Raw genomic sequence first — 20,540 nt, 5'->3', positions numbered from 1 at the left:
GGCGTACGGCTTAAGCGGGGTCGCCCGGCGCCGCGGGGATCACACTGGGCGTTCTGGTCCGTTTGGACGCACGCGCCTCGGCCGCCGCGGTGACCAGAATCGTTGCCACCATCGTGATTGCCACCGAGTTGGTGTGCAGGAACTCCACGTCGCGCAGCAGAATCATTACTCCGAGCAACACCAGCATCTTGAGCATGAATCCGCCGAGTGCCGCGGCCATCACGAAGTGCACTTCCAGCACGGCGGTCCGGTGCATCAGCCACAACGTCGCCAGAGAAGACGCGATGATCACCAGTCCGCCCACCAGGGCGCCCAGCGCGCCGGGCACCCCGTTGAGCACCCCGAACACCACGACGCCGAGGACCACGGTGGCCACGGTGGGGATGAGCGCGCCGCGGAACATCGCGCCCGCCAAACCGCGCACCACTCCGGCATGAGTCAGGCCTTCGCTGGTCTCGCTCATGGCACCGAGTGTAAGAGGTTGGATTTCCACGCTTTCGCGCAGGTGGTGGTTCGAGCCCGGCGGTGAACCGGACGTGAACGTTCGGCGAGCATTCGTCGCCCGGTTCAAGCGACCCGGTCGAGGTGCAGCAGCAACGGGCACGGGTCCACGCTGGTGAACCCGCCGGTGAAAGCGGACGACGCCCGGTAGCCGCCGTCCTCGCCCAGCCGTCCCGCCACGAGCGAGACCGGCCCGGCGATGTCGACCATCCAGTAGTGCGGGACACCGGCGTCGGCGTACTCGGCCCACTTCGCCACGGTGTCGGTGTGCCGCGAGTCCGGCACCACGATCTCCACCGCCACCACGACCTCCGACGCGCGGAGCAACCCGCCCTCGGCGCGCACCCGCGCCTTGGCCGAGCGCAGCGCGACGACCAGGTCCGGGCGGCGGGAGAAGCCCGGCTGGTCGACCGGGGCGAGTTCCAGGTCGACGTCGACGTCCTGGAGCACGACCAGCGGATCGGGGAGCTGCGGCCGGAGCTGGTAGTACAGCTCGGCCGACGCGAGGTTGTGGTCGGGCGTCGGACCGGGCGAGAGCAGCAGCCGCCCCTCGACCAGTTCGGCGTACCCCGACTCGACCTCGCCGAGTTCCGCGTACTCGGCGATGGTGAGCAGGTGGTTCGCCGCGCCGTTCACTGGCCGCGCCGGACCTCGCGCAGTCTGGGGATCGCGCTGACGAACAGCGCCACCAGCAGGCCGAGGCCGAAGCACCACGCCACGACGCGCACGTCGAACAGCGTCAGCGCCACCGCGCCGAACGCCAGCACGCCCGCCCACAGGTAGATGAGCAGCACGGCGCGGCGCTGCGAGTGGCCGATCTCCAGCAGCCGGTGGTGCAGGTGCATCTTGTCCGCGGAGAACGGGCTCTCGCCGCGGCGGGTGCGGCGGACGACCGCCATCATCAGGTCGAGCAGCGGCACGAACAGCACGGCGGCGACGACCAGCAGCGGCGACAGCAGCGCGAGCAGGTCCGGGGCGCCGAGGCTGGCGTAGTTCAGCTTGCCGGACGCCGAGGTCGTGGCGGCGGCGAGCATGAGGCCGATCAGCATCGAGCCCGAGTCGCCCATGAAGATGCGCGCCGGGTTGAAGTTGTGCGGCAGGAAGCCGAGGCAGGCGCCCGCGAGCGTGGCCGCGATCAGGGCGGGCGGGTACGCGCCGACGTCGCCCTGGTTCTTCGCGAGCAGGCCGATGGAGAACGCGCACGTGGCCACGGCGGCGATGAGGCCGATGCCCGCGGCGAGGCCGTCGAGGCCGTCGACGAAGTTCATCGCGTTCACCATCGTCACGGCGAGCAGCACGCTCAGCAGCGCGCCCTGGTTCTGGTCCAGCGACAGCAGCGACCCCGTGCCCGCGCCGTTGTCGCCCCACGGCACCCAGAACACCAGCCACTGCAAGCCGAACAGCACCAGCAGGCCCGCGGCGGTGACCTGGCCCGCGAGCTTCGTGAGGGAGTCGAGCTCGAACCGGTCGTCGAGGACGCCGACGAGCACGATCACCCCGCCGCCGACGATCACGGCGTACGGGTCGTTGGAGAAGTCGAACGCGGAGCGCAGCACCGGGAGCTGGTGCGCCAGCAGCATGCCGCCGAGGACGCCCCCGTAGATGGCGAGGCCGCCCATCCTGGGCATCGGCTTGACGTGCACGTCGCGCTGCCGTGGGTAGGCCACGGCGCCGATCTTGAAGGCGAACACGCGAACCAGCCCGACGAGCAGGAAGGTGACCACCGCGGCTGTCAGGCAGACGAGGAGGTATTCCCGCACGGGGAGGACGGTTGACGCGGAGGCAGGCAGGCCCACGGCTGGAGGCTAACCCCTCGGTGAGGCCGGGTGAGCGGCGATGAGTGCTGACGCCACCGTACTCGGTAGACCAAGATCCACTAGTGGGCGACCTCGACTTCCAGGCCCAGCACCTCGGACACCGCGCTGACGGGCACGGCGCCTTCGCGCAGCACCACCGCGTCGGGGCCGGTCAGGTCGATGATCGTCGAGGGCACGTTCTCCCCGGACTCGCCGCCGTCCAGGTACACCGGCACCGACTCGCCGAGCTGGTCGCGCGCTTCGAGCGCGGTCGCCGCGGGCGCGAAGCCGGTCTTGTTGGCACTGGACACGGCCATCGGCCCGACCTCGCGCAGCAGTTCCAGCGCGACCGGGTGCAGCGGCATGCGCAACATCACCGTGCCCCTGGTCCGGCCGAGGTCCCACGACAGCGACGGCGCGTGCGGCAGCACGAGCGACAACCCGCCCGGCCAGAACGCCTCGATCAGCGCGCGGGCCTGGCGCGGCACGCTCAGCACCAGCCCGTCGATCGTCGTCCACGACCCGACGAGGACCGGCACGGGCATGTCCGGCCCGCGCCCCTTGGCCTCGAGCAGCGACCGCACGGCGGCCGCGTCGAACGCGTCGCAGCCCAGGCCGTACACGGTGTCCGTCGGCAGGACCACCAGACGACCGGAGCGCACCGCGCCCGCGGCCGCGGCAAGCCCAGCCGCGCGGTTGTTCAGCTCACTGGTGTCGTAGACCGTGCTCACCCGGACCAGCGTAGCGGTGGTCGTGCCGAGCAGGTCGGCGCGGTCGACGGGCAGGTCGGTCCACGGGCAGCTCGAAGCGGGGACGGAGAAGGGGCGCACCCACCGCCGGAATGCCGTCACGGCGGGGCGAGCGCCTCCGGGACGTGCCGGGGCACGTCGGGCACGGAACGCCGTCAGCGCCCCGTGCCCAGGTGCGCCGGTCTCCGCGCGCCGCGGTGCGCGCCCGTCGCGCGGAGCAGCCACGCGAAGGCGCACAGCAGCACGAGCGTCAGCAGCGCGCCGACGCTGAGCAGCGGGCCGTTGCGCAGCAGGCCGCCGACCACCACCGGCACGACGCCCAGCACCACGAGCAGCAGCGCGAACACCGGCGTGGCGCGGGTTTCCCTCGCCTGCTTCGGCTTCTTCAACGCCGCCGCGAACTCGTCCAGCTCCGAGTCGCACGTGTCCAGGGCGAGGACGCGGTCGGCGATGCCCTCGACGATGACGACCCCGCCGGGGCCGAGCATGCGGCGGACCTCGACCGCCCTGCTGACGAGCGCGTACCCCAGGTAGTGCCGCAGCATGGTGGTGCCCTCGGCGGACCACGCCTTGTCGGCGAGGCGCTCCAGCTCGGCGACCGCGCGGGTCGCGCCGTCCTCCTCACCGATCGCCGGGAAGAGGCCGCGGGCTTCCTCCAGGAGGCGACAATCCTTCTGGGGTTCTACGCAGCGCAACCATTCGAGCTGCGCGTTGAGCCATAATCGGAATTGAGACCACTCGTCCGGATTATTGACAGACATCTAGCTCCTCACCGAATAGACGGCGAGCAATTCTGCCAGAAGAATGGGAAATACGCACTCCCACGACCGTCGAACGGGTGAATGCGACCGACTGCCCGGCCCATTTCAGCGCAGACCTCCCACCAGCGCGAACTAGACCTTTCGGGCGGTCGCGAAACGCGGTCGGCCCGCGAGGTCGAGGTGGTCGGCGACCTCGGTGAGCACGCGTCGAGCGCTCAGCAGGGCGGGCACGGAATCGCCGTGGCCGTCGTCGTGCTCGATCGCCACGACACCGCCCGAGCGGAGCAGGCGCGCGGACAGGGCGACCACGGAACGGATCACGTCCAGCCCGTCGGCGCCGCTGAACACGGCGGCGTGCGGGTCGTGGTCGGCCACCTCGGGCTGCACCGGCGTGCCCTCCGGCACGTACGGCGGGTTGCACAGCACGAGGTCGACGGTCCCCTCGAGGTCCACCAGGACGCCGGGACCGGTCACGTCGCCGGAGTGCAGGCGGATCGGGGTGTCCCCCGCCAGGACGCGGGCGTCGGAGTTGTGCCGGGCCCACGCGAGCGCGTCGACGTCCTTCTCCACGGCGTGCACGGTCGCGTCCGGACGGGCGTTGGCCGCGGCCAGCGCGAGCACGCCGGACCCGGTGCACAGGTCGACGACGAGCGGCCGTTCCACGTCCTTGATCCGCTTGAGCGCCCAGTCCAGCAGGAACTCGGTCTCGGGCCGCGGGATGAACACGCCGGGGCCGACGTCGACGGTGATCGCGCCCATCGACGACCAGCCGAGGATGTGCTGGAGCGGCACCCGTTCGGCGCGCTTGCGCACCAGCTTGTGCAGGGTTTCCAGCACATGCTGGTCGACCATGGGGATGAGCGGCAGCCGGGACCGCTCCACCCCGAGCACGTGGGCGGCGAGGTACTCGGCGTCGACGCGGGGACTGTCCACGCCCGCCGCAGTCAACATGCGCTCCGCCTCGACGAGGGCGAGGCGGATGGGCTGTCGGTTCATGCGCGGATGGTAGTCGTGGTGCCGGGTCCGAGCGCCCGGCACCACACGTCCGTGGACTCAGAAGTTGATCATGTGCCCGGCCAGGCCGTGCACCGCTTCCTTCACGGCCTCGCCCAGCGTGGGGTGCGCGTGGACGTTGCGGGCGACCTCGTGGACGGTCAGGTCCCACTGCTGCGCCAACGTCAGCTCGGGCAGCAGCTCCGTCGCCTCCGGGCCGATGATGTGCGCGCCCAGCAGCTCACCGTGCGTGCCGTCGCTGATCAGCTTCACGAACCCGCCGGGCTCGTTCAGGCCGTGCGCCTTGCCGTTGGCGGTGAAGGGGAACTTCGCCACCTGGACGTCGTAGCCCTTCTCCCGCGCCTGCGCCTCGGTGTAGCCGAAGCTGGCGATCTGCGGCTGGCAGAACGTGGCGCGCGGGATCATCACGTAGTCGAGCTCCATCGTCTCGGCGTCACCGATGGTCTCGGCGGCGACGATGCCCATGGACTCGGCCGCGTGCGCGAGCATCAGCTTCGCCGTCACGTCGCCGATGGCGAAGATGTGCGGAACGTTGGTGCGGCAGCGGCCGTCGATCGCGATCGCACCGCGCTCGGTCAGCTCCACACCGGTCTTCTCCAGGCCGTAGCCCTCGACGCGCGGCTGGAACCCGATGGCCTGCATGACCTTGTCGGCCTCCAGGACCTCTTCCTTGCCGTCCTTGGTGACGGTGACGCGCACCTTCGGGCCGGACTCGTCGATCGACTCGACGCGGGTGCCGGTGCGGACCTCGACACCGAGCTTGCGGTACCGCTTGGCCAGCTCGGTGGAGACCTCGACGTCCTCCAGGGGCACCATCCGGTCGAGGAACTCGACGATGGTGACCTTCACGCCGTAGTTGTGCATCACGTAGGCGAACTCGACGCCGATGGCACCCGCGCCCGCGATGATGATGCTCTCGGGCAGTTCCTCGCTGAGGATCTGCTCCTCGTACGTCACCACGCGGTCGCTCTTGGCCGTGCCGGGCAGCATCCGGGTCGACGCGCCCGCCGCGATGATCGCGTGGTCGAACGTCACCGTCTCGCCGTTGACGACGATCGTGTGGTCGTCGGTGAACTCGCCGCGGCCCTCGTACTCCGTGATGCCGTTCTTCTTCATCAGGAAGTGCACGCCCTTGACGCGCCCGTCCGCGACCTTGCGGCTGCGCTGGAACGCCACGCCGTAGTCGAAGCTGACCGTGCCGTCGACCTTGATGCCGAACGCCTTCGCCTCGTGGGTGAAGATGTGCGCCAGCTCGGCGTTGCGCAGCAGCGCCTTCGAGGGGATGCAGCCGACGTTGAGGCACACACCGCCCCAGTACTTCTCCTCGATGATCGCGGTCTTCAGCCCGAGCTGGGCCGACCGGATCGCGGCGACGTACCCGCCGGGGCCCGCACCGAGGACCACGACGTCAAAGTGTGCGCTCATACCTCCACACTAGGTGCCCAACTGCTCCGAGAAGAACCGGAGCGACCGACGCCACGCGTCCGCTCGGGCGGCGGCCGTCGCGGACGGCGTACCACCCATCTCGAACGTCACCTCCGGGCCCGGTACCCGCACGTCCGTCGACGGCCGGTGGGGCGGTCCGGCGATCAGGTGCCCCGCGTCCGGGTACACCACGTGCTCGTACGGGAACGGGTGGTCGTGCTCGTCCAGCCGCCGCTTCGCGATCTCGCTCAGCGCGGCCGACGGCCAACTCCGGTCGTCGCCCGCCGACAGCAGCAGCACCCCGCCGAGGGTGCGCTCGACCGGGATGACCACGTCCTCGGGGACGCCGTCGGTCAGGTCGAACGCCTGCGCGAGCGACGTCGGCACGTCGTCCACCACGTCGGCGCGCAGCCGGTCCGGAACCGAGTACGGCAGGTACGGGAGGGGCTCGCCCTTCAGCGTCCACGACGCCGCTTCGTGCTGGAGGACCTGGAGCAGGTTGCGGCCGGGCCCGATGCCCTGCGTCACGACACCGCTGCCGACCACGCTGACGACGGCCCGCACCTCGGGGAACGTGGCGCCCAGCAGCAGGGCGGCCTCGCCACCGCGGGAGCCGCCGAGGACACCGACCTCCCACGCGCGGGCCGACAGGAACGCGATGGCCTTGCCGAAGTACTCCAGCGGGATGTCGACCAGGTGCTTCGGCACGCCGGGCGCCCCGAAGTAGGACAGCGCCAGCGTGGTGAACCCGTGCCCGGCGAGCAGCGCCGCGTCGACTTCGTGCAGCCCGCCCTCGGACCCGCCGAGCACCAGCACACCGGGGTAGGTGTCCTCGTCGTCCGGCTCGAACAGCACGCCCGCCAGCCCGTCCTCGGCCACGACCGTCCGGCGAACGCCCTCCGGGACGGCCAGGCGGTGCAGTTCGACCTTGCCGACGCCGTCGACCTCCAGCAGCGTCGGACCGGGCTTGCCGTCGACGCGGCGGAGCGACCAGAACAACCCCATCGGGTCGACACCGGAGTAGTCGCCCTCCAGCGGGGCGTGCCGGGTCAGGTCGACCACACCGCGCTCGTCGGCGGCGAACACCGCCGTCGCGGAGCGGTCGCCCGTGGTCAGGGTGATGGTCGCGCGGGAATCAGGTGGGAGGCCGACCACGAGCACGTCGACCGGGCTGTCCAGGGGCGCTTCTTGCGGATTGACCAGGATCTCGGCCACAGCGCGCCTCCTCGACAGTCATGTACCAGCGAGTCGCTCCGCCCGGTCGGCCGCCGCGAGCGCGTCGAGCACCGCGTCGAGATCACCGTCGAGCACCTGGTCCAGGTTATGTGCTTTGTACCCAACCCGGTGGTCGGAGATGCGGCTTTCCGGGAAGTTGTACGTCCTCACCCGTTCGGACCTGTCGACCGTGCGGATCTGGGTCTTGCGCGCGTTCGACGCGTCCTGCTGCGCCTGCTCCTCCGCCAGCGCCACCAGGCGGGACTGGAGGACGACCATCGCGCGCGCCTTGTTCTGCAACTGGCTGCGCTCGTTCTGGCACGACACGACGATGCCGGTCGGCAGGTGCGTGATGCGGACCGCGGAGTCCGTCGTGTTGACCGACTGCCCGCCCTTGCCGGACGAGCGGAACACGTCGACGCGCAGGTCCTTCTCGTCGATCTCGACCTCGACGTCCTCGGTCTCCGGGAACACCAGGACACCGGCGGCGGACGTGTGGATGCGCCCCTGCGACTCCGTCACGGGCACGCGCTGCACGCGGTGCACACCGCCTTCGAACTTCAACCGCGCCCAGACCCCGTCAGGCGTGTCGACCTTGCTCTTGATCGCCACCGTGACGTCCTTGAACCCACCCAGGTCCGAGTCCGTCCCGTCCAGCACCTCGGCCTTCCAGCCGTGGCGCTCGGCGTACCGCAGGTACATCCGGAGCAGGTCACCCGCGAACAGCGCGGACTCCTCGCCCCCCTCACCGGACTTGATCTCCATGACCACGTCCGACGAGTCGTGCGGATCACGCGGCAGCAGCAACTCGGTGAGCCGCGCCTCCAACTGCGGGATCCGAACCTTCAACTCCTCGGCCTCAGCCGCGAACGACTCGTCCTCGGCCAGCTCGGACGCCGCCTCGAGATCCTCCCGAGCCTGCTCCAGATCCCGAACGGCCCGCACGATCGGCCCCAGCTCCGCATACCGCTTCCCGAGCCTGCGCGCACCAGCCTGGTCCGCGTGCACGGCCGGATCGGCCAACTGCCGCTCCAGGTCGGCGTGCTCGGCGAGCAGGTCCTCAAGCGGCTGGGGCTGGTTCACGACGACTCCCGTGCTTCGTGCACTGCTACCGACTGACGAACACACGAAAACGGCGCCCGACCCGAGCCGTTGGGCTCGGGAAGGACGCCGTGGACGAAGCTACTTGGCGCGCTTGCCGTAACGAGCCTCGAAGCGCGCGACCCGACCACCGGTGTCGAGGATCTTCTGCTTGCCGGTGTAGAACGGGTGGCAGTTCGAGCAGACCTCGACGTGGATGGACCCGGAGGTCTTCGTGCTGTGCGTGGTGAACGCGTTCCCACAGCTACAGGTCACATCGGTGGAGATGTACTGCGGGTGGATACCAGTCTTCAACGTCTTGTCCCTTTCACGTGTGGCCGCCGGGTCCCCAGGCTTGGGGTGAACCGGAGCCGGACTCGACTAGAGAGTCTGCCAGACAGCCAGACGAAGACGAAAACGCCACCACCCCCCAGTTTGTTCCCCCACCCCCCAAGTGACCCAGCCCACCAGCCACCGCCCGCTCGCCGACGCCCAACACCCGTTCACCGCAAGCCCCCACCGCTGAACTACACGACCCAACAAGCAGGACAGCGCACCCGCACAATCACACCCGTGCTCTGCGCCGCCGGACGCCCACTGAACCTCACGACGTGGCTAGCAATCCCCTACCTGTTCAGCACGGCAGTAACAGGCCTAACAGCAACAGCAGCCCTACTACTCGGCTACACCAACAACGACTTCTCCACCCTCTCAGCACCAGTCTTCGGAGCAGCAACAGCCGTAACCGCAGCGGCAAGCACCTCGGTCAACTGGCGAAGCAATCAACAACGACGGTGGCTGAAATGGCCCTACCCAACATCAGTACTAGCGGTAGGAATCGCAACAGACGGCACCCACCTACCCCCACCACTGACAATCGGCCTGGGCATACCAACAATCGCCCTACTACTCCACTGGTACGCACAAGAACGCCGCCACACAGCCACCCAAGCAGCATCAAGCACCCACCAAAGCTGCTGACCACCCTGACCAGCCCCCCTTGACCAGCCCCCTGACCAGCCGCACCTTCCGGGCCCCCGGCCCCAACCAGCCCCCCTACCCAACCGCACCCACCTCCGGGCCCCCGGCCCCAACCGGACCCCCCACCCAACCGCAACTTCCCCCCTTTCAAACCCCACCCAGGCCGAACCCCGACTCTTGACCACATCGTGGCTCGTTTGGCTTGTCAAGGCATCTTTCCCGCCTTGACAAGCCAAACGAGCCACGAGACCCTAACAAGATTCGGGGTTCGACCGACCCACCCCAAACAAAAAACCAGGGCCGCCCCCAACGGGAACGACCCTGGCCTCCAAACGCCGTCACCCGGCGCTCACCAAATCAAACGCCTTCATTCCCAGGCGTGGTCTTGGCAACCTGCATCAAGAACTCAATATTCGTCCGACTCTTCCGCAACCGGTCCATCAGCAGCTCGATGGCCTGCTGACTGTCCAAAGCGTGCAGCACCCGACGCAACTTGTGCATGACCGCCAACTCATCCGGCGACAGCAACAAATCTTCCTTACGAGTACCGGACGGGTCCACATCCACAGCCGGGAAGATCCTCTTGTCAGCGATCTTCCGATCCAGCTTCAGCTCGGCGTTACCCGTACCCTTGAACTCCTCGAAGATCACACTGTCACCAGCGGACCCGGTCTCCACCAACGCCGTAGCGATGACGGTCAACGACCCGCCACCCTCGATGTTCCGCGCCGCCCCGAGGAACCTCTTAGGCGGGTACAGAGCAGTCGAGTCCACACCACCAGACAGAATCCGCCCAGAAGCAGGCGCGGCCAGGTTGTAAGCACGCCCCAACCGAGTGATCGAGTCCAACAGCACGACAACGTCGTGACCCATCTCAACCAACCGCTTGGCCCGCTCGATCGCCAACTCCGAGATCGTCGTGTGATCCGACGGCGGCCGGTCGAAGGTCGAGGCGATGACCTCGCCCTTCACCGAGCGCTGCATGTCCGTGACCTCTTCCGGACGCTCGTCCACCAGGACGACCATCAGGTGGCACTCGGGGTTGTTCGTCGTGATCGCGTTGGCGATGGCCTGCAACACCGACGTCTTACCGGCCTTCGGCGGCGACACGATCAGCGCCCGCTGCCCCTTGCCGATCGGCATCACCAGGTCGATGACGCGCGTCGTCAGGATGTGCGGCTCGGTCTCCAACCGCAGTCGCTCGTTCGGGTACAGCGGGGTGAGCTTGGTGAAGTCGTCCCGGTTCTTGAGCTGGTCCGGGTCCAAGCCGTTGATCTTGTCCACCCGCACCAGCGGGTTGAACTTCTGCCGCTGCTGCTCACCGTCACGCGGCTGCCGCACGGCACCGATCAGCGCGTCACCACGACGCAGCCCGTACTTCCGGACCAGCGACAACGACACGTACACGTCGTTCGGGCCCGCCAAGTACCCGGACGTGCGGACGAACGCGTAGTTCTCCAGCACGTCCAGGATGCCCGCCACGGGCAGCAGCACGTCGTCGTCGCGGACCTCGGTGTCGGGCGCGCCGGGAGCGCCGCCCTCGACGCGGCCACCACGGCGGCGGCGGTCGCGGAAGCGACGGCCACGACGGCCGCCCTCCTCGTCGTCGTCCTCCACCACGTTGCCCGGCCGGTTGTCGCCGCGGTTGTCACCCCGGTTGTCGTTCTGCCGGTCGTTCTGGCGGTTGCGGCCCTGACCGCGGTCACCGCGGTCGTTCCGGTCACCCCGCTCGGAACGGTCGCCGCGCTCGGAGCGGTCCTGGCGGTTGCCGCGCTCGGGACGCTCACCGCGGTCCGGGCGCTCACCGCGCTCCGGACGTTCCCGCTGCTCACCCTGGTTGCGGTCGCGCTGCGACTGGTCCTGCTGGGTGCGATCCTGCTGCGTCCGATCCTGCTGGGCGCGGTCCTGCTGCGGCCGCTCCTGCGCCGGACGCTCGACGGCGGGCGCCTCGACGGAAGCCGCCACGGCGCTCTCCGGGCTGCCCGCTGCCCGGCCGGAGGACCGGCGACGCCGGTTGTTGCGACGGCCGCCCTCCTCCTCACCGGTGGTGGCGGGCGCCTCGGTGACCTCGAGCTGCTGCTGGACCGGCTTCTCGACCGGCGCCGGAGCCTGCACCACGGGCTTCTCGACGACCGGCGCCGCCGCGGGCGCGGGAACCTCGGCGACCTTCGCGGCGGGCTTCTCAGCCTTCGCGGGCGGGGTCGAGGCGCTGCCCCGACCGGAGGTACCGCCCTGCTTCTCCTTGATCGCCGCGATGAGGTCGCCCTTGCGCAGACCCGCGGTGCCGTTGATGCCGAGTTGGCCCGCGAGCTCACGAAGCTCCGCGAGCACCATGCCGGACAGACCAGCCCGCTTGCGCGGGGCGCTGCCGTTGGAAGGGGTGGACAGGGCGTTCTCCTCGGCTCCAGAACTGGCAGCGGCTTCGGGAGCAGCGTCGCTGCTCAACAAATCGGTGTTGCTCACACAAGTCCTTCCTGACCGGACCCCGCCTCCTACGCGGCCCAGCGGACCTGCCGTCCGACGGAATGCGGAACAGCAGTTCGTCCGATGAAGACGGATTCGACGCGGCGATTGCGCACTTGCGACGACGTCCGTCGGCACGGGACTTCTCGGTCACACGGCGATCGGGTGCCTTTCAGCCTCGACCCCGCCCTTGCGGCACAGGGTCACCTGGCTGGCTGGAATGCGACCCGGAGCGAATGTCCGGGCACGGCACCGGCGCCCGTGCGCGCGGTGACTGATCGCCTCCGAGGGTAGACGCAGGCCGGTGCGGGTGCAACAACCGGGTACCCCCGCGTGGCGTCGTCAGCCAAGTGGACGAACGCGCACCCCGGCCAGGTCCACGGCCGATCGCCGCACGTCGAAGCCGGTGACGTCGACGCCGACCGGCAGTTCGCCGTCCTTCGGGAGCGCCAGCACCGTCGGTCCGGCGCCCGAAACGGCCGCCGCGACTCCGGCAGCCCGAAGTTCCCCGACCACGCGGATCGTCGACGGCCACGCCGGTTCCCGGTACGACTGGTGGAGCCGGTCGTCCATCGCGGCGAGCAGCAGCGAAGGATCGCAGGTCAGGGCGTGGACCGCCAGTGCGGACCGGCCCGCCGCGAACGCCGCGTCGGCGTGCGGGACCACGGCGGGCAGCAGGCCCCTGGTGGTCTTCGTCGACGACTCCTCCGACGGCACCAGCACCACCGGCCGGAGATCGTCGTGCGGGTCGAGCCGGACCGCCCGGTACTTCGCGTCCTCCGACCAGGCGATCACCACGCCGCCGAACATGCTGGCAGCCGCGTTGTCCGCGTGGCCCTCGAACTCCGAGGCGAGTTGCAACGCGGCCGTGTCCAACTCGTGGCCTGCGAGGCCGTACGCGGCGGCCACGCCCGCCACGACCGCGGCGGCCGACGAGCCGAGTCCACGCGAATGGGGGATCGAGTTGCGGCAGTCGAACTCCACACCGGACGGTGCGAAGCCGATCAGCCCGCAGGCCGCGCGGAAGGCCCGCACGACCAGGTGGGCCTCGTCGGTCGGCACGTTCTCGCAGCCCTCGCCGGTCACCCGCACGACGAGGCCGGAGGGCACGACCCGGACGTCCACCTCGTCGTGGACGTCCAGCGCCATGCCGAGCGCGTCGAACCCGGAGCCGAGGTTGGCGGTCGAGCCGGGCACGGTGACCCGGACGGCCGTGGTCACGCCAGTTCCAGCGCCGACGCGACCGCGCCGGGGTCGACCGGGACGGGCTCGACGGCGGCCATGCCGAGCAGCGCGGTGTCCGGGTCCTTCAGGCCGTGGCCGGTGACCGTGCAGACCACGACGGAGCCCTTGGGGATCCCGCCGTCGGCGGCCGTGGCGAGCAGGCCCGCGATGCTGGCGGCGGACGCGGGCTCGACGAAGATCCCCTCGCGGGAGGCCAGCAGCCGGTAGGCGTCCAGGATCTGCTCGTCCGTGACCGCCGCGATCAGACCGTTCGACTCGTCGCGGGCCGTGATGGCGCCGGTCCACGAGGCCGGGCTGCCGACGCGGATCGCCGTGGCGATGGTCTCCGGGTTCTTGACCGGCTCACCCAGCACGAGCGGCGCGGACCCGGCGGCCTGGAAGCCGTACATCCTCGGCGTCGACGCCGTGACGCCGTCCTTGGCGTAGTCCTGGTAGCCGCGCCAGTACGCGGTGATGTTGCCCGCGTTGCCGACCGGCAGGCAGTGGAAGTCCGGCGCGCGCCCGAGGACGTCGCAGATCTCCCACGCGGCGGTCTTCTGGCCGATCAGCCGCACCGGGTTGACCGAGTTGACCAGCGTCACCGGGTACTCGGCCGCCGTCTTGCTCGCCAGTTCGAGGCAGTCGTCGAAGTTGCCGTCGATCTGGAGGATCTTCGCGCCGTGCATGACGGCCTGGGCCATCTTGCCGAGCGCGATCTTGCCGCTGGGCACGAGCACGGCGGCGGTCAGCCCGGCCTTCGCGGCGTACGCGGCGGCCGAGGCCGACGTGTTGCCGGTGGACGCGCAGATGACCGCCTTGATGCCGCTGGCCAGCGCGTACGTCATGGCCACGGTCATGCCGCGGTCCTTGAACGAGCCGGTCGGGTTCGCGCCCTCGACCTTCACGAGGACGCGGCTGCCGGTCAGCTCCGAGAGGTGCTCGGCCTCGACCAGCGGGGTGCCGCCCTCGTGCAGGGTCACGACCCGTGCGCCGTCCGGCAGCTCGATGCGGTCGCGGTAGGCGTTGATGATGCCCGGCCAGCCGGGTCGCACGCCTGCTTGGATCGTCACTGTTCTTCGCCTTCCACGCGCATCACGCTGACCACGTCCCGGACCACCGGGAGACCGCCGATCTTGTCCACGGTGGACCTGAGTGCCGCGTCGGACGCGGCGTGGGTGACGATCACCAGGCTGGCGTCGTCGACCCGGCCTTCCTGCCGCACGGCGGCGATGCTCACGTCGTGCTCGGCGAACACGGCCGCCACCTGGGCGAGCACGCCCGCGCGGTCCTCCACGTCGAGGCTGATGTGGTACCGCGTCGGCGTCTGGCCGATCGGCCGCACCGGCAGGCCCGCGTAGGCGGACTCGCGGGGGCCACGACCGCCGACGACCCGGTTGCGGGCCACCGCGACGAGGTCGCCGAGCACCGCGCTGGCCGTCGGGGCGCCGCCCGCGCCCTGGCCGTAGAACATCATCTCGCCCGCCGCGTCGGCCTCGACGAACACCGCGTTGAACGCGCCGCTCACGCTCGCGAGCGGGTGGCTGCGCGGGATCATCGCCGGGTGGACGCGCGCCGCGACCGACTCGGTCGTGGTGCCGTCCGCGGCGACCTGGGTGACCCGCTCGCAGATCGCGAGCAGCTTCACCGTGCGGCCGAGGCCCTTGGCCGCGGCGATGTCGGACGCGCTGACCGCCGAGATGCCCTCGCGGTGCACGTCGGAGGCCGTGACCCTGGTGTGGAACGCGAGCGAGGCGAGGATCGCGGCCTTGGACGCGGCGTCGAAGCCGTCGACGTCCGCGGTCGGGTCCGCCTCGGCGTAGCCGAGCCGCGACGCCTCCTCGAGGGTCTCGGAGTAGCCGGCGCCGGTCGCGTCCATGCCGGAGAGGATGAAGTTCGTGGTGCCGTTGACGATGCCCATCACGCGGGTGATCCGGTCACCGGCCAGCGACTCGCGCAGCGGGCGCAGCAACGGGATCGCGCCCGCGACGGCGGCCTCGAAGTACAGGTCGGCGCCCGAGGCGTCCGCCGCCTCGAACAGGTCGGCGGAGTGCTCGGCCAGCAGTGCCTTGTTCGCCGTCACGACCGACTTGCCGGAGCGCAGGGCGTCCAGCAGCAGCGTGCGGGCGGGCTCGATGCCGCCGATGACCTCGACGACGAGGTCGACGTCGGACGCCACCAGCGCCGCCGCGTCGGTCGTGAGCAGGTGCTCCGGCACCTCGCGGTGCTTGTTGGGCTTGCGCACGGCGATCCCGGTCAGCTCGACCGGTGCGCCGATCCGCGCGGTCAGGTCCGCGGCCTGGTCGGTCAGCAGCCGAACGATCTCGGTGCCGACCGTGCCGCAGCCCAGCAGAGCCACCCGAACCGGTCGGGCACTGCCCGGTTTACCTTCCGGCACCTTCAACCTCCAAGCGGAACAGGTCTTCCTCGGTCTCCCGGCGCAGGAGCAGTCGCGCCTCGCCGTCGGTCACCGCGGCGAGCGCGGGCCGCGGCAGCCGGTTGTAGCCGCTGGCCATGGAGTAGCAGTAGGCGCCGGTGGCGGCGACCGCGAGCAGGTCGCCCGGCGCGAGGTCCTCGGGCAGCCAGCAGTCGCGCACGACGATGTCGCCCGCCTCGCAGTGCTTGCCGACGATCCGGCACAGCACGGCCCTGGTGTCCGGGTCGACCGCGCGCGACACCAGGCGGCAGTCGTAGACCGCGTCGTACAGCGCGGTGCGGATGTTGTCGCTCATCCCGCCGTCCACGCTGACGTACCGGCGGCTCTGGCCCGCGTCCAGCTCGACGTCCTTGATCGTGCCGACCTCGTACACGGTGACCGTGCCGGGTCCGACGATCGCACGGCCGGGCTCGACCGCGATCAGCGGCATAGGCAGACCCGCGTGCTCGGTCTCCTTCTGCACGATGTTGTGGAGCTGGCGGGCCAGTTCAGCGGGCGGCGGCGGGTCGTCGTCCGGCGTGTACGCGATGCCGAGACCACCACCGAGGTCGACGGTGGTCAGGCTCTCCAGCTTCTCCGCGCCGTGCTCGACGTGCAGGTCGGCCAACAGCCCGATCACCCGGCGCGCGGCGATCTCGAAGCCGCTGGCGTCGAAGATCTGCGAGCCGATGTGGCTGTGCAGGCCGGTCAGCCGCAGGCCGCTCGACTTGAGCACGCGGCGCGCGGCCTCGGCGGCGTCGCCGGACGACAGCGAGAAGCCGAACTTCTGGTCCTCGTGCGCGGTGGCGATGAACTCGTGCGTGTGCGCCTCGACGCCCACCGTCACCCGGATCATCACCGGCTGCACGACCCCGCGCTCCCGCGCGATCTGGTCGAGCCTGGCGATCTCGAAGAACGAGTCGACCACGACCGCGCCCACCCCCGCCTCGACGGCGGCGACCAGCTCGGCGACGGACTTGTTGTTGCCGTGCAGCGCGATCCGCTCGGCCGGGAAGTCCGCGCGCAGCGCGATGGCCAGCTCGCCACCGCTGCACACGTCGATGCTCAGCCCCTCCTCGGCGACCCAGCGGGCCACAGCGACGCTGAGGAACGCCTTCGACGCGTAGTGCACCAGCGTCGGGTCGCCGAACGCCGCGGCGTGCTCGGCGCAGCGCGCCCGGAAGTCCGCCTCGTCCATGACGAACAGCGGGGTGCCGTACTGCTGCGCGAGGTCGCGGACGTCGACACCGGCGAAGCGGACGACGCCGTCCTCACCGCGTTCGGCGTTGCGCGGCCACACCTCGGGGTGCAGGTGCGCGATGTCGTCCGAAGTGGACGGACGGGAACCGGCGGTGCTGCCGGAGGTCATGACGTCGGCGTGCCGGGGACCGGCGGGGTGCGCGCGCATCACATGCGCTCCAGCGCCGTGACGCCCAGCAGCGCGAGGCCGTTGGTGAAGACCTGGCGGGCGGCCAGCACGAGCTGGAGCCGCGCCTGGTGCGCCGGGGTGATCTCCTCGTCGCCGCGGGGCAGCACCCGCAGGTCGGGGGTGTCGTAGAACCGGTGGGTCACGCCCGCCAACTCCTCAAGGTAACGGGCCACGCGGTGCGGCTCGCGCAGGTCGGCCGCGGCGGCCACGACGCGCGGGAACTCCCCGAGCGTGCGGATCAGGTCGCCCTCGCGGTCGTGCGTGAGCAGTTCGAAGCGGTCGTTCGGCTCCAGGCCGAGGTCCGCGGCGTTGCGGCGCACCGACGCGATCCGCGCGTACGCGTACCGGACGTAGTGCACCGGGTTGTCGTTGCTGTTGCGGCGCAGCAGGTCGAGGTCGATGTCCAGCACGGAGTCGACCGACGACCGGACCATCGCGTACCGGGCGGCGTCCACGCCGACCGCGTCCACCAGGTCCTCCATGGTGATCACGGTGCCCGCGCGCTTGCTCATCCGCACCGGCTTGCCCTCGCTGACGAGGTTCACCATCTGGCCGATCAGCACCTCGACCACGGCCGGGTCGTCGCCGAGCGCCGCCGCGGCGGCCTTGAGGCGGCCGATGTAGCCGTGGTGGTCCGCGCCGAGCATGTACAGGCACAGGTCGAAGCCGCGCGACCGCTTGTCCCGCAGGTAGGCGATGTCACCGGCGATGTAGGCGGGGTCGCCGTCGCTCTTGATGACCACCCGGTCCTTGTCGTCGCCGAACTCGCTGGACCGCAGCCACCAGGCGCCGTCCTCGAAGTAGAGCGCCTCGGACGCCTTCAGCTCCTCGACGACCGCCTGCACGGCGCCGGAGCGGTGCAGCGAGTCCTCGTGGAAGAACACGTCGAAGTCGGTGCCGAAGTCGTGCAGGGCCTGCTTGATCTCGGCGAACATCAGGCCGACGCCGATCCGGCGGAACACCTCGGCGCCGTCCTCGGCGGACAGCGCGCTGGGCTCCTGCCTGATCACCTCGGCGGCGATGTCGGTGATGTAGCCGCCCGCGTACCCGTCCTCCGGGGCGGGCTCGCCCTTGGCCGCGGCGATCAGCGAGTTCACGAACCGGTCGATCTGCGCCCCCGCGTCGTTGAAGTAGTACTCGCGGGTCACGTCACCGCCCCGCGCGGACAGCACCCGGCCGAGCGCGTCGCCGACCGCCGCCCAGCGCGCGCCACCGAGGTGGATCGGACCGGTCGGGTTGGCCGAGACGAACTCCAGGTTGATCTTCACCTTGGCGAGCTCGTCACCCGTGCCGAACGCGTCACCGCCCGCCAGCACCTCGCGCAGGATCTCGCCCTGCGCGTCGGCCGCCAGGCGGAGGTTCAGGAAGCCGGGTCCGGCGACCTCGACGGACGCGATGGCCTCCGTGCCGGTCAACGCCTCGGCGAGCCAGCCCGCCAGGTCGCGGGAGCCGACACCGAGCTTCTTGCCGATCTGGAGGGCCAGGTTCGTCGCGTAGTCGCCGTGGTCGGGGTTGCGGGGTCGCTCGACGGTCACCGCGGACGGCAGTGCGGCGGCGTCCAGGCCACGGCCGGACAGCACGTCCACGGCCGTCGCGCGGACCAGTTCAGCGAGCGCAGCGGGAGTCACCCGCAGAAGTCTAGGGAACTGTTCACGCAGGTCTCGACCGGGTTGAGCATCTCGGAGGGTGGGATGGACGGGGTCCCCGCCGATGGCCGGCAACTGTTGACGAACACCCTGTGCCACCGACGGTTGACGGTGATCAGACACGGTGTCCCTACACTGGCCGGCGGCAGTCGTCCGGCGTCGTGCACGGATGACACGAGATCTGAGGCGGACATGGTCAGCGGCAAGAAGACGAAGGCCAACCGCGGAAGCGTGCAAGCGGCACGCGCGTCCGTGGTGGCGAGCAAGCCGAAGCCCTGGGGCACCATCGTCGCGGTCATCGCGGTGGTCGGACTCGCCGTCGGTGTCTTCGGGTACGCGTACTCGAAGATCGACGAGCAGAACGCCAAGGCGGAAGCGCTCGCGGCGTGGACCCCTTCCGACACGAACAAGGACCCGTCGGACAAGATCGCGGGCGTCGTGAAGAAGGAGTACGAGGCCAGCAAGCACGTCCAGGCCACCCAGCGGGTCGCCTACGACCAGAGCCCGCCGTTCGGCGGACCGCACGACAACGTGTGGGCCGACTGCATGGGCACCGTCTACCCGACCGGCGTGCGCACCGAGAACATGGTCCACGGCCTCGAGCACGGCGCCGTGTGGATCGCGTACAACCCGGACAAGGTCACCGGCGACGCCCTGGACAAGCTGAAGAACCGCGTCACCGGCCAGCCCTACACCCAGATGTCGCCGTACCCCGGCCTCGACAAGCCCATCTCCCTCCAGTCGTGGGGCCACCAGCTCAAGCTGGACAACGCCGACGACGAGCGCATCGACCAGTTCATCCAGTCCCTGCGCCGCAACCCGAACACCTACCCCGAGGTCGGCGCGGCCTGCGACTCGACCAGCTTCCCGGTCGACAGCCCCCCGCCGTTCGTCGCGGAGGCACCCGGCGCGGACGCCATCCCCATGACCGGCGGCACCGCGGCCGAGGGCGAAGGCAGCGACCCCGCGGCCACCGGCGCCCCCGCCCCGTCGACCCCGGCGTCCACCCCCAGCACCGCACCGAGTAGCTGATCCCCTTGATGGCCGACACCGAGCAGGACGCGGGCGCGACCGAGCACGTCCAGGACGACCGTCCGACCAGCGGTCCAACCCTGGCGAGGACAGTGGTCATCACCGCTGCCGTGCTCGCCGTGCTCCTGCTCGGTGCCGCCATCGGCCTGCTGATCAAACTGCCGAACTCCTCGAACAACGAGGTACCGCTGCGAGATTCGGTCGACGTAGGCTTCGCCACGGACATGTCCGCCCACCACCTACAGGGCGTACAAATGGCGAACATAGCCCGCGACAAGACGAGCAGCACGGAAATCAAACAACTGGCCTTCGACATCTCCAGCACACAACTGGAACAAATCGGCCGCATGAAGGGCTGGCTGTTCCTCTGGGGATTCCCCGAACAGTCAGCAGACGGCACCCACATGGCCTGGATGGAAAACGCACCAGAACACTCCCACCAAACAACGGGAGAATCAGGCACCACCACCATGCCAGGCATGGCAAGTTCAGAAGAACTAACAAAACTAAGGTCCCTAACAGGAACCGAGTTCGACACCTACTTCCTACAGCTAATGCTCCGCCACCACGTAGGCGGCGCCCCCATGGCCAAGTACGCGGCAGAACACGCAGGCCAAAGCGTAGTACGCGTACTAGCGGACAACATGCTGAAGTCACAAACCAGCGAAGTAGACTACATGACCCAACTACTAACCCAACGCAACGCCCAACCACTACCACAAAACTAACGCACAGCACCACCCATCATTTCTTCACTTTGCCCTAAAAACCAAGACGCACCCACCGCGCCCAGCAGCACGCAACCGTGGTC

18 protein-coding genes are annotated in these 20,540 nt (G+C 69.9%); 2 read left to right on the top strand and 16 right to left on the bottom strand.

From position 1 onward, the window contains the following. Positions 1-10: 10 nt before the first annotated feature. The 16 genes from NZH93_RS24250 to argS form a co-directional block, all read right to left on the bottom strand. Complete coding sequence (locus NZH93_RS24250) at positions 11-463, bottom strand: Cg1360 family ATP-synthase-associated protein (protein ID WP_259625481.1); 453 nt, start codon at positions 461-463, stop codon at positions 11-13. Positions 464-567: 104 nt separating this feature from the next. Then, on the bottom strand, positions 568-1,137 hold the full coding sequence (locus tag NZH93_RS24245; RefSeq protein ID WP_259625480.1) for a Uma2 family endonuclease: 570 nt from the start codon (positions 1,135-1,137) through the stop codon (positions 568-570). After that, positions 1,134-2,261: a glycosyltransferase family 4 protein gene (locus tag NZH93_RS24240; RefSeq protein WP_372506772.1), complete on the bottom strand. Its 1,128-nt coding sequence runs from the start codon at positions 2,259-2,261 to the stop codon at positions 1,134-1,136. The genes NZH93_RS24245 and NZH93_RS24240 overlap by 4 nt, the downstream gene beginning before the upstream one ends. Before the next feature lie 116 nt (positions 2,262-2,377). Next, complete coding sequence (locus tag NZH93_RS24235) at positions 2,378-3,028, bottom strand: L-threonylcarbamoyladenylate synthase (protein ID WP_259625726.1); 651 nt, start codon at positions 3,026-3,028, stop codon at positions 2,378-2,380. A gap of 173 nt (positions 3,029-3,201) precedes the next feature. Continuing rightward, positions 3,202-3,807: a hypothetical protein gene (locus tag NZH93_RS24230; protein ID WP_259625479.1), complete on the bottom strand. Its 606-nt coding sequence runs from the start codon at positions 3,805-3,807 to the stop codon at positions 3,202-3,204. A 132-nt stretch (positions 3,808-3,939) separates the two neighbouring features. Beyond that, positions 3,940-4,803 carry a peptide chain release factor N(5)-glutamine methyltransferase gene (gene prmC / locus NZH93_RS24225; protein ID WP_259625478.1) on the bottom strand — a complete coding sequence of 288 codons (864 nt, stop codon included), beginning with the start codon at positions 4,801-4,803 and terminating at the stop codon, positions 3,940-3,942. A gap of 57 nt (positions 4,804-4,860) precedes the next feature. After that, a complete protein-coding gene (gene lpdA, locus NZH93_RS24220; RefSeq protein WP_259625477.1) occupies positions 4,861-6,246 on the bottom strand; it encodes a dihydrolipoyl dehydrogenase in 1,386 nt (461 codons plus the stop codon). Positions 6,247-6,255: 9 nt separating this feature from the next. Beyond that, positions 6,256-7,461, bottom strand: a complete 1,206-nt coding sequence (locus NZH93_RS24215) for an acyl-CoA thioesterase/bile acid-CoA:amino acid N-acyltransferase family protein (protein WP_259625476.1) — start codon at positions 7,459-7,461, stop codon at positions 6,256-6,258. A gap of 18 nt (positions 7,462-7,479) precedes the next feature. Continuing rightward, positions 7,480-8,544 carry a peptide chain release factor 1 gene (gene prfA, locus NZH93_RS24210; protein ID WP_259625475.1) on the bottom strand — a complete coding sequence of 355 codons (1,065 nt, stop codon included), beginning with the start codon at positions 8,542-8,544 and terminating at the stop codon, positions 7,480-7,482. A 99-nt stretch (positions 8,545-8,643) separates the two neighbouring features. Then, positions 8,644-8,856: a 50S ribosomal protein L31 gene (gene rpmE, locus NZH93_RS24205; protein WP_106195088.1), complete on the bottom strand. Its 213-nt coding sequence runs from the start codon at positions 8,854-8,856 to the stop codon at positions 8,644-8,646. Between the two features lie 1,023 nt (positions 8,857-9,879). Continuing rightward, positions 9,880-11,985, bottom strand: a complete 2,106-nt coding sequence (rho, locus tag NZH93_RS24200; RefSeq protein WP_259625474.1) for a transcription termination factor Rho — start codon at positions 11,983-11,985, stop codon at positions 9,880-9,882. Positions 11,986-12,327: 342 nt separating this feature from the next. Further along, positions 12,328-13,206: a homoserine kinase gene (gene thrB, locus NZH93_RS24195; protein WP_259625473.1), complete on the bottom strand. Its 879-nt coding sequence runs from the start codon at positions 13,204-13,206 to the stop codon at positions 12,328-12,330. After that, on the bottom strand, positions 13,203-14,279 hold the full coding sequence (gene thrC, locus NZH93_RS24190; protein ID WP_259625472.1) for a threonine synthase: 1,077 nt from the start codon (positions 14,277-14,279) through the stop codon (positions 13,203-13,205). The genes thrB and thrC overlap by 4 nt, the downstream gene beginning before the upstream one ends. Next, positions 14,276-15,604 carry a homoserine dehydrogenase gene (locus NZH93_RS24185; protein ID WP_259625471.1) on the bottom strand — a complete coding sequence of 443 codons (1,329 nt, stop codon included), beginning with the start codon at positions 15,602-15,604 and terminating at the stop codon, positions 14,276-14,278. Before NZH93_RS24185 ends, thrC begins: the two co-directional genes overlap by 4 nt. Then, a complete protein-coding gene (gene lysA / locus NZH93_RS24180) occupies positions 15,591-17,030 on the bottom strand; it encodes a diaminopimelate decarboxylase (protein ID WP_259625470.1) in 1,440 nt (479 codons plus the stop codon). Before lysA ends, NZH93_RS24185 begins: the two co-directional genes overlap by 14 nt. Further along, positions 17,030-18,679, bottom strand: a complete 1,650-nt coding sequence (gene argS, locus NZH93_RS24175) for an arginine--tRNA ligase (protein WP_259625469.1) — start codon at positions 18,677-18,679, stop codon at positions 17,030-17,032. The genes lysA and argS overlap by 1 nt, the downstream gene beginning before the upstream one ends. Before the next feature lie 210 nt (positions 18,680-18,889). On the opposite strand from argS, the gene NZH93_RS24170 reads away from it, so the two are divergent. Then, a complete protein-coding gene (locus NZH93_RS24170; protein WP_259625468.1) occupies positions 18,890-19,729 on the top strand; it encodes a DUF3105 domain-containing protein in 840 nt (279 codons plus the stop codon). A gap of 8 nt (positions 19,730-19,737) precedes the next feature. Continuing rightward, the gene (locus tag NZH93_RS24165) at positions 19,738-20,457 is read left to right on the top strand and encodes a DUF305 domain-containing protein (protein WP_259625467.1); all 720 of its coding nucleotides are present in this window, start codon (positions 19,738-19,740) and stop codon (positions 20,455-20,457) included. Positions 20,458-20,540 lie beyond the last annotated feature (83 nt).

The organism is Umezawaea endophytica (assembly GCF_025061645.1).
Taxonomy (GTDB): Bacteria; Actinomycetota; Actinomycetes; order Mycobacteriales; family Pseudonocardiaceae; genus Umezawaea; species Umezawaea endophytica.
This window is presented reverse-complemented; position numbering and strand designations above follow the sequence as displayed.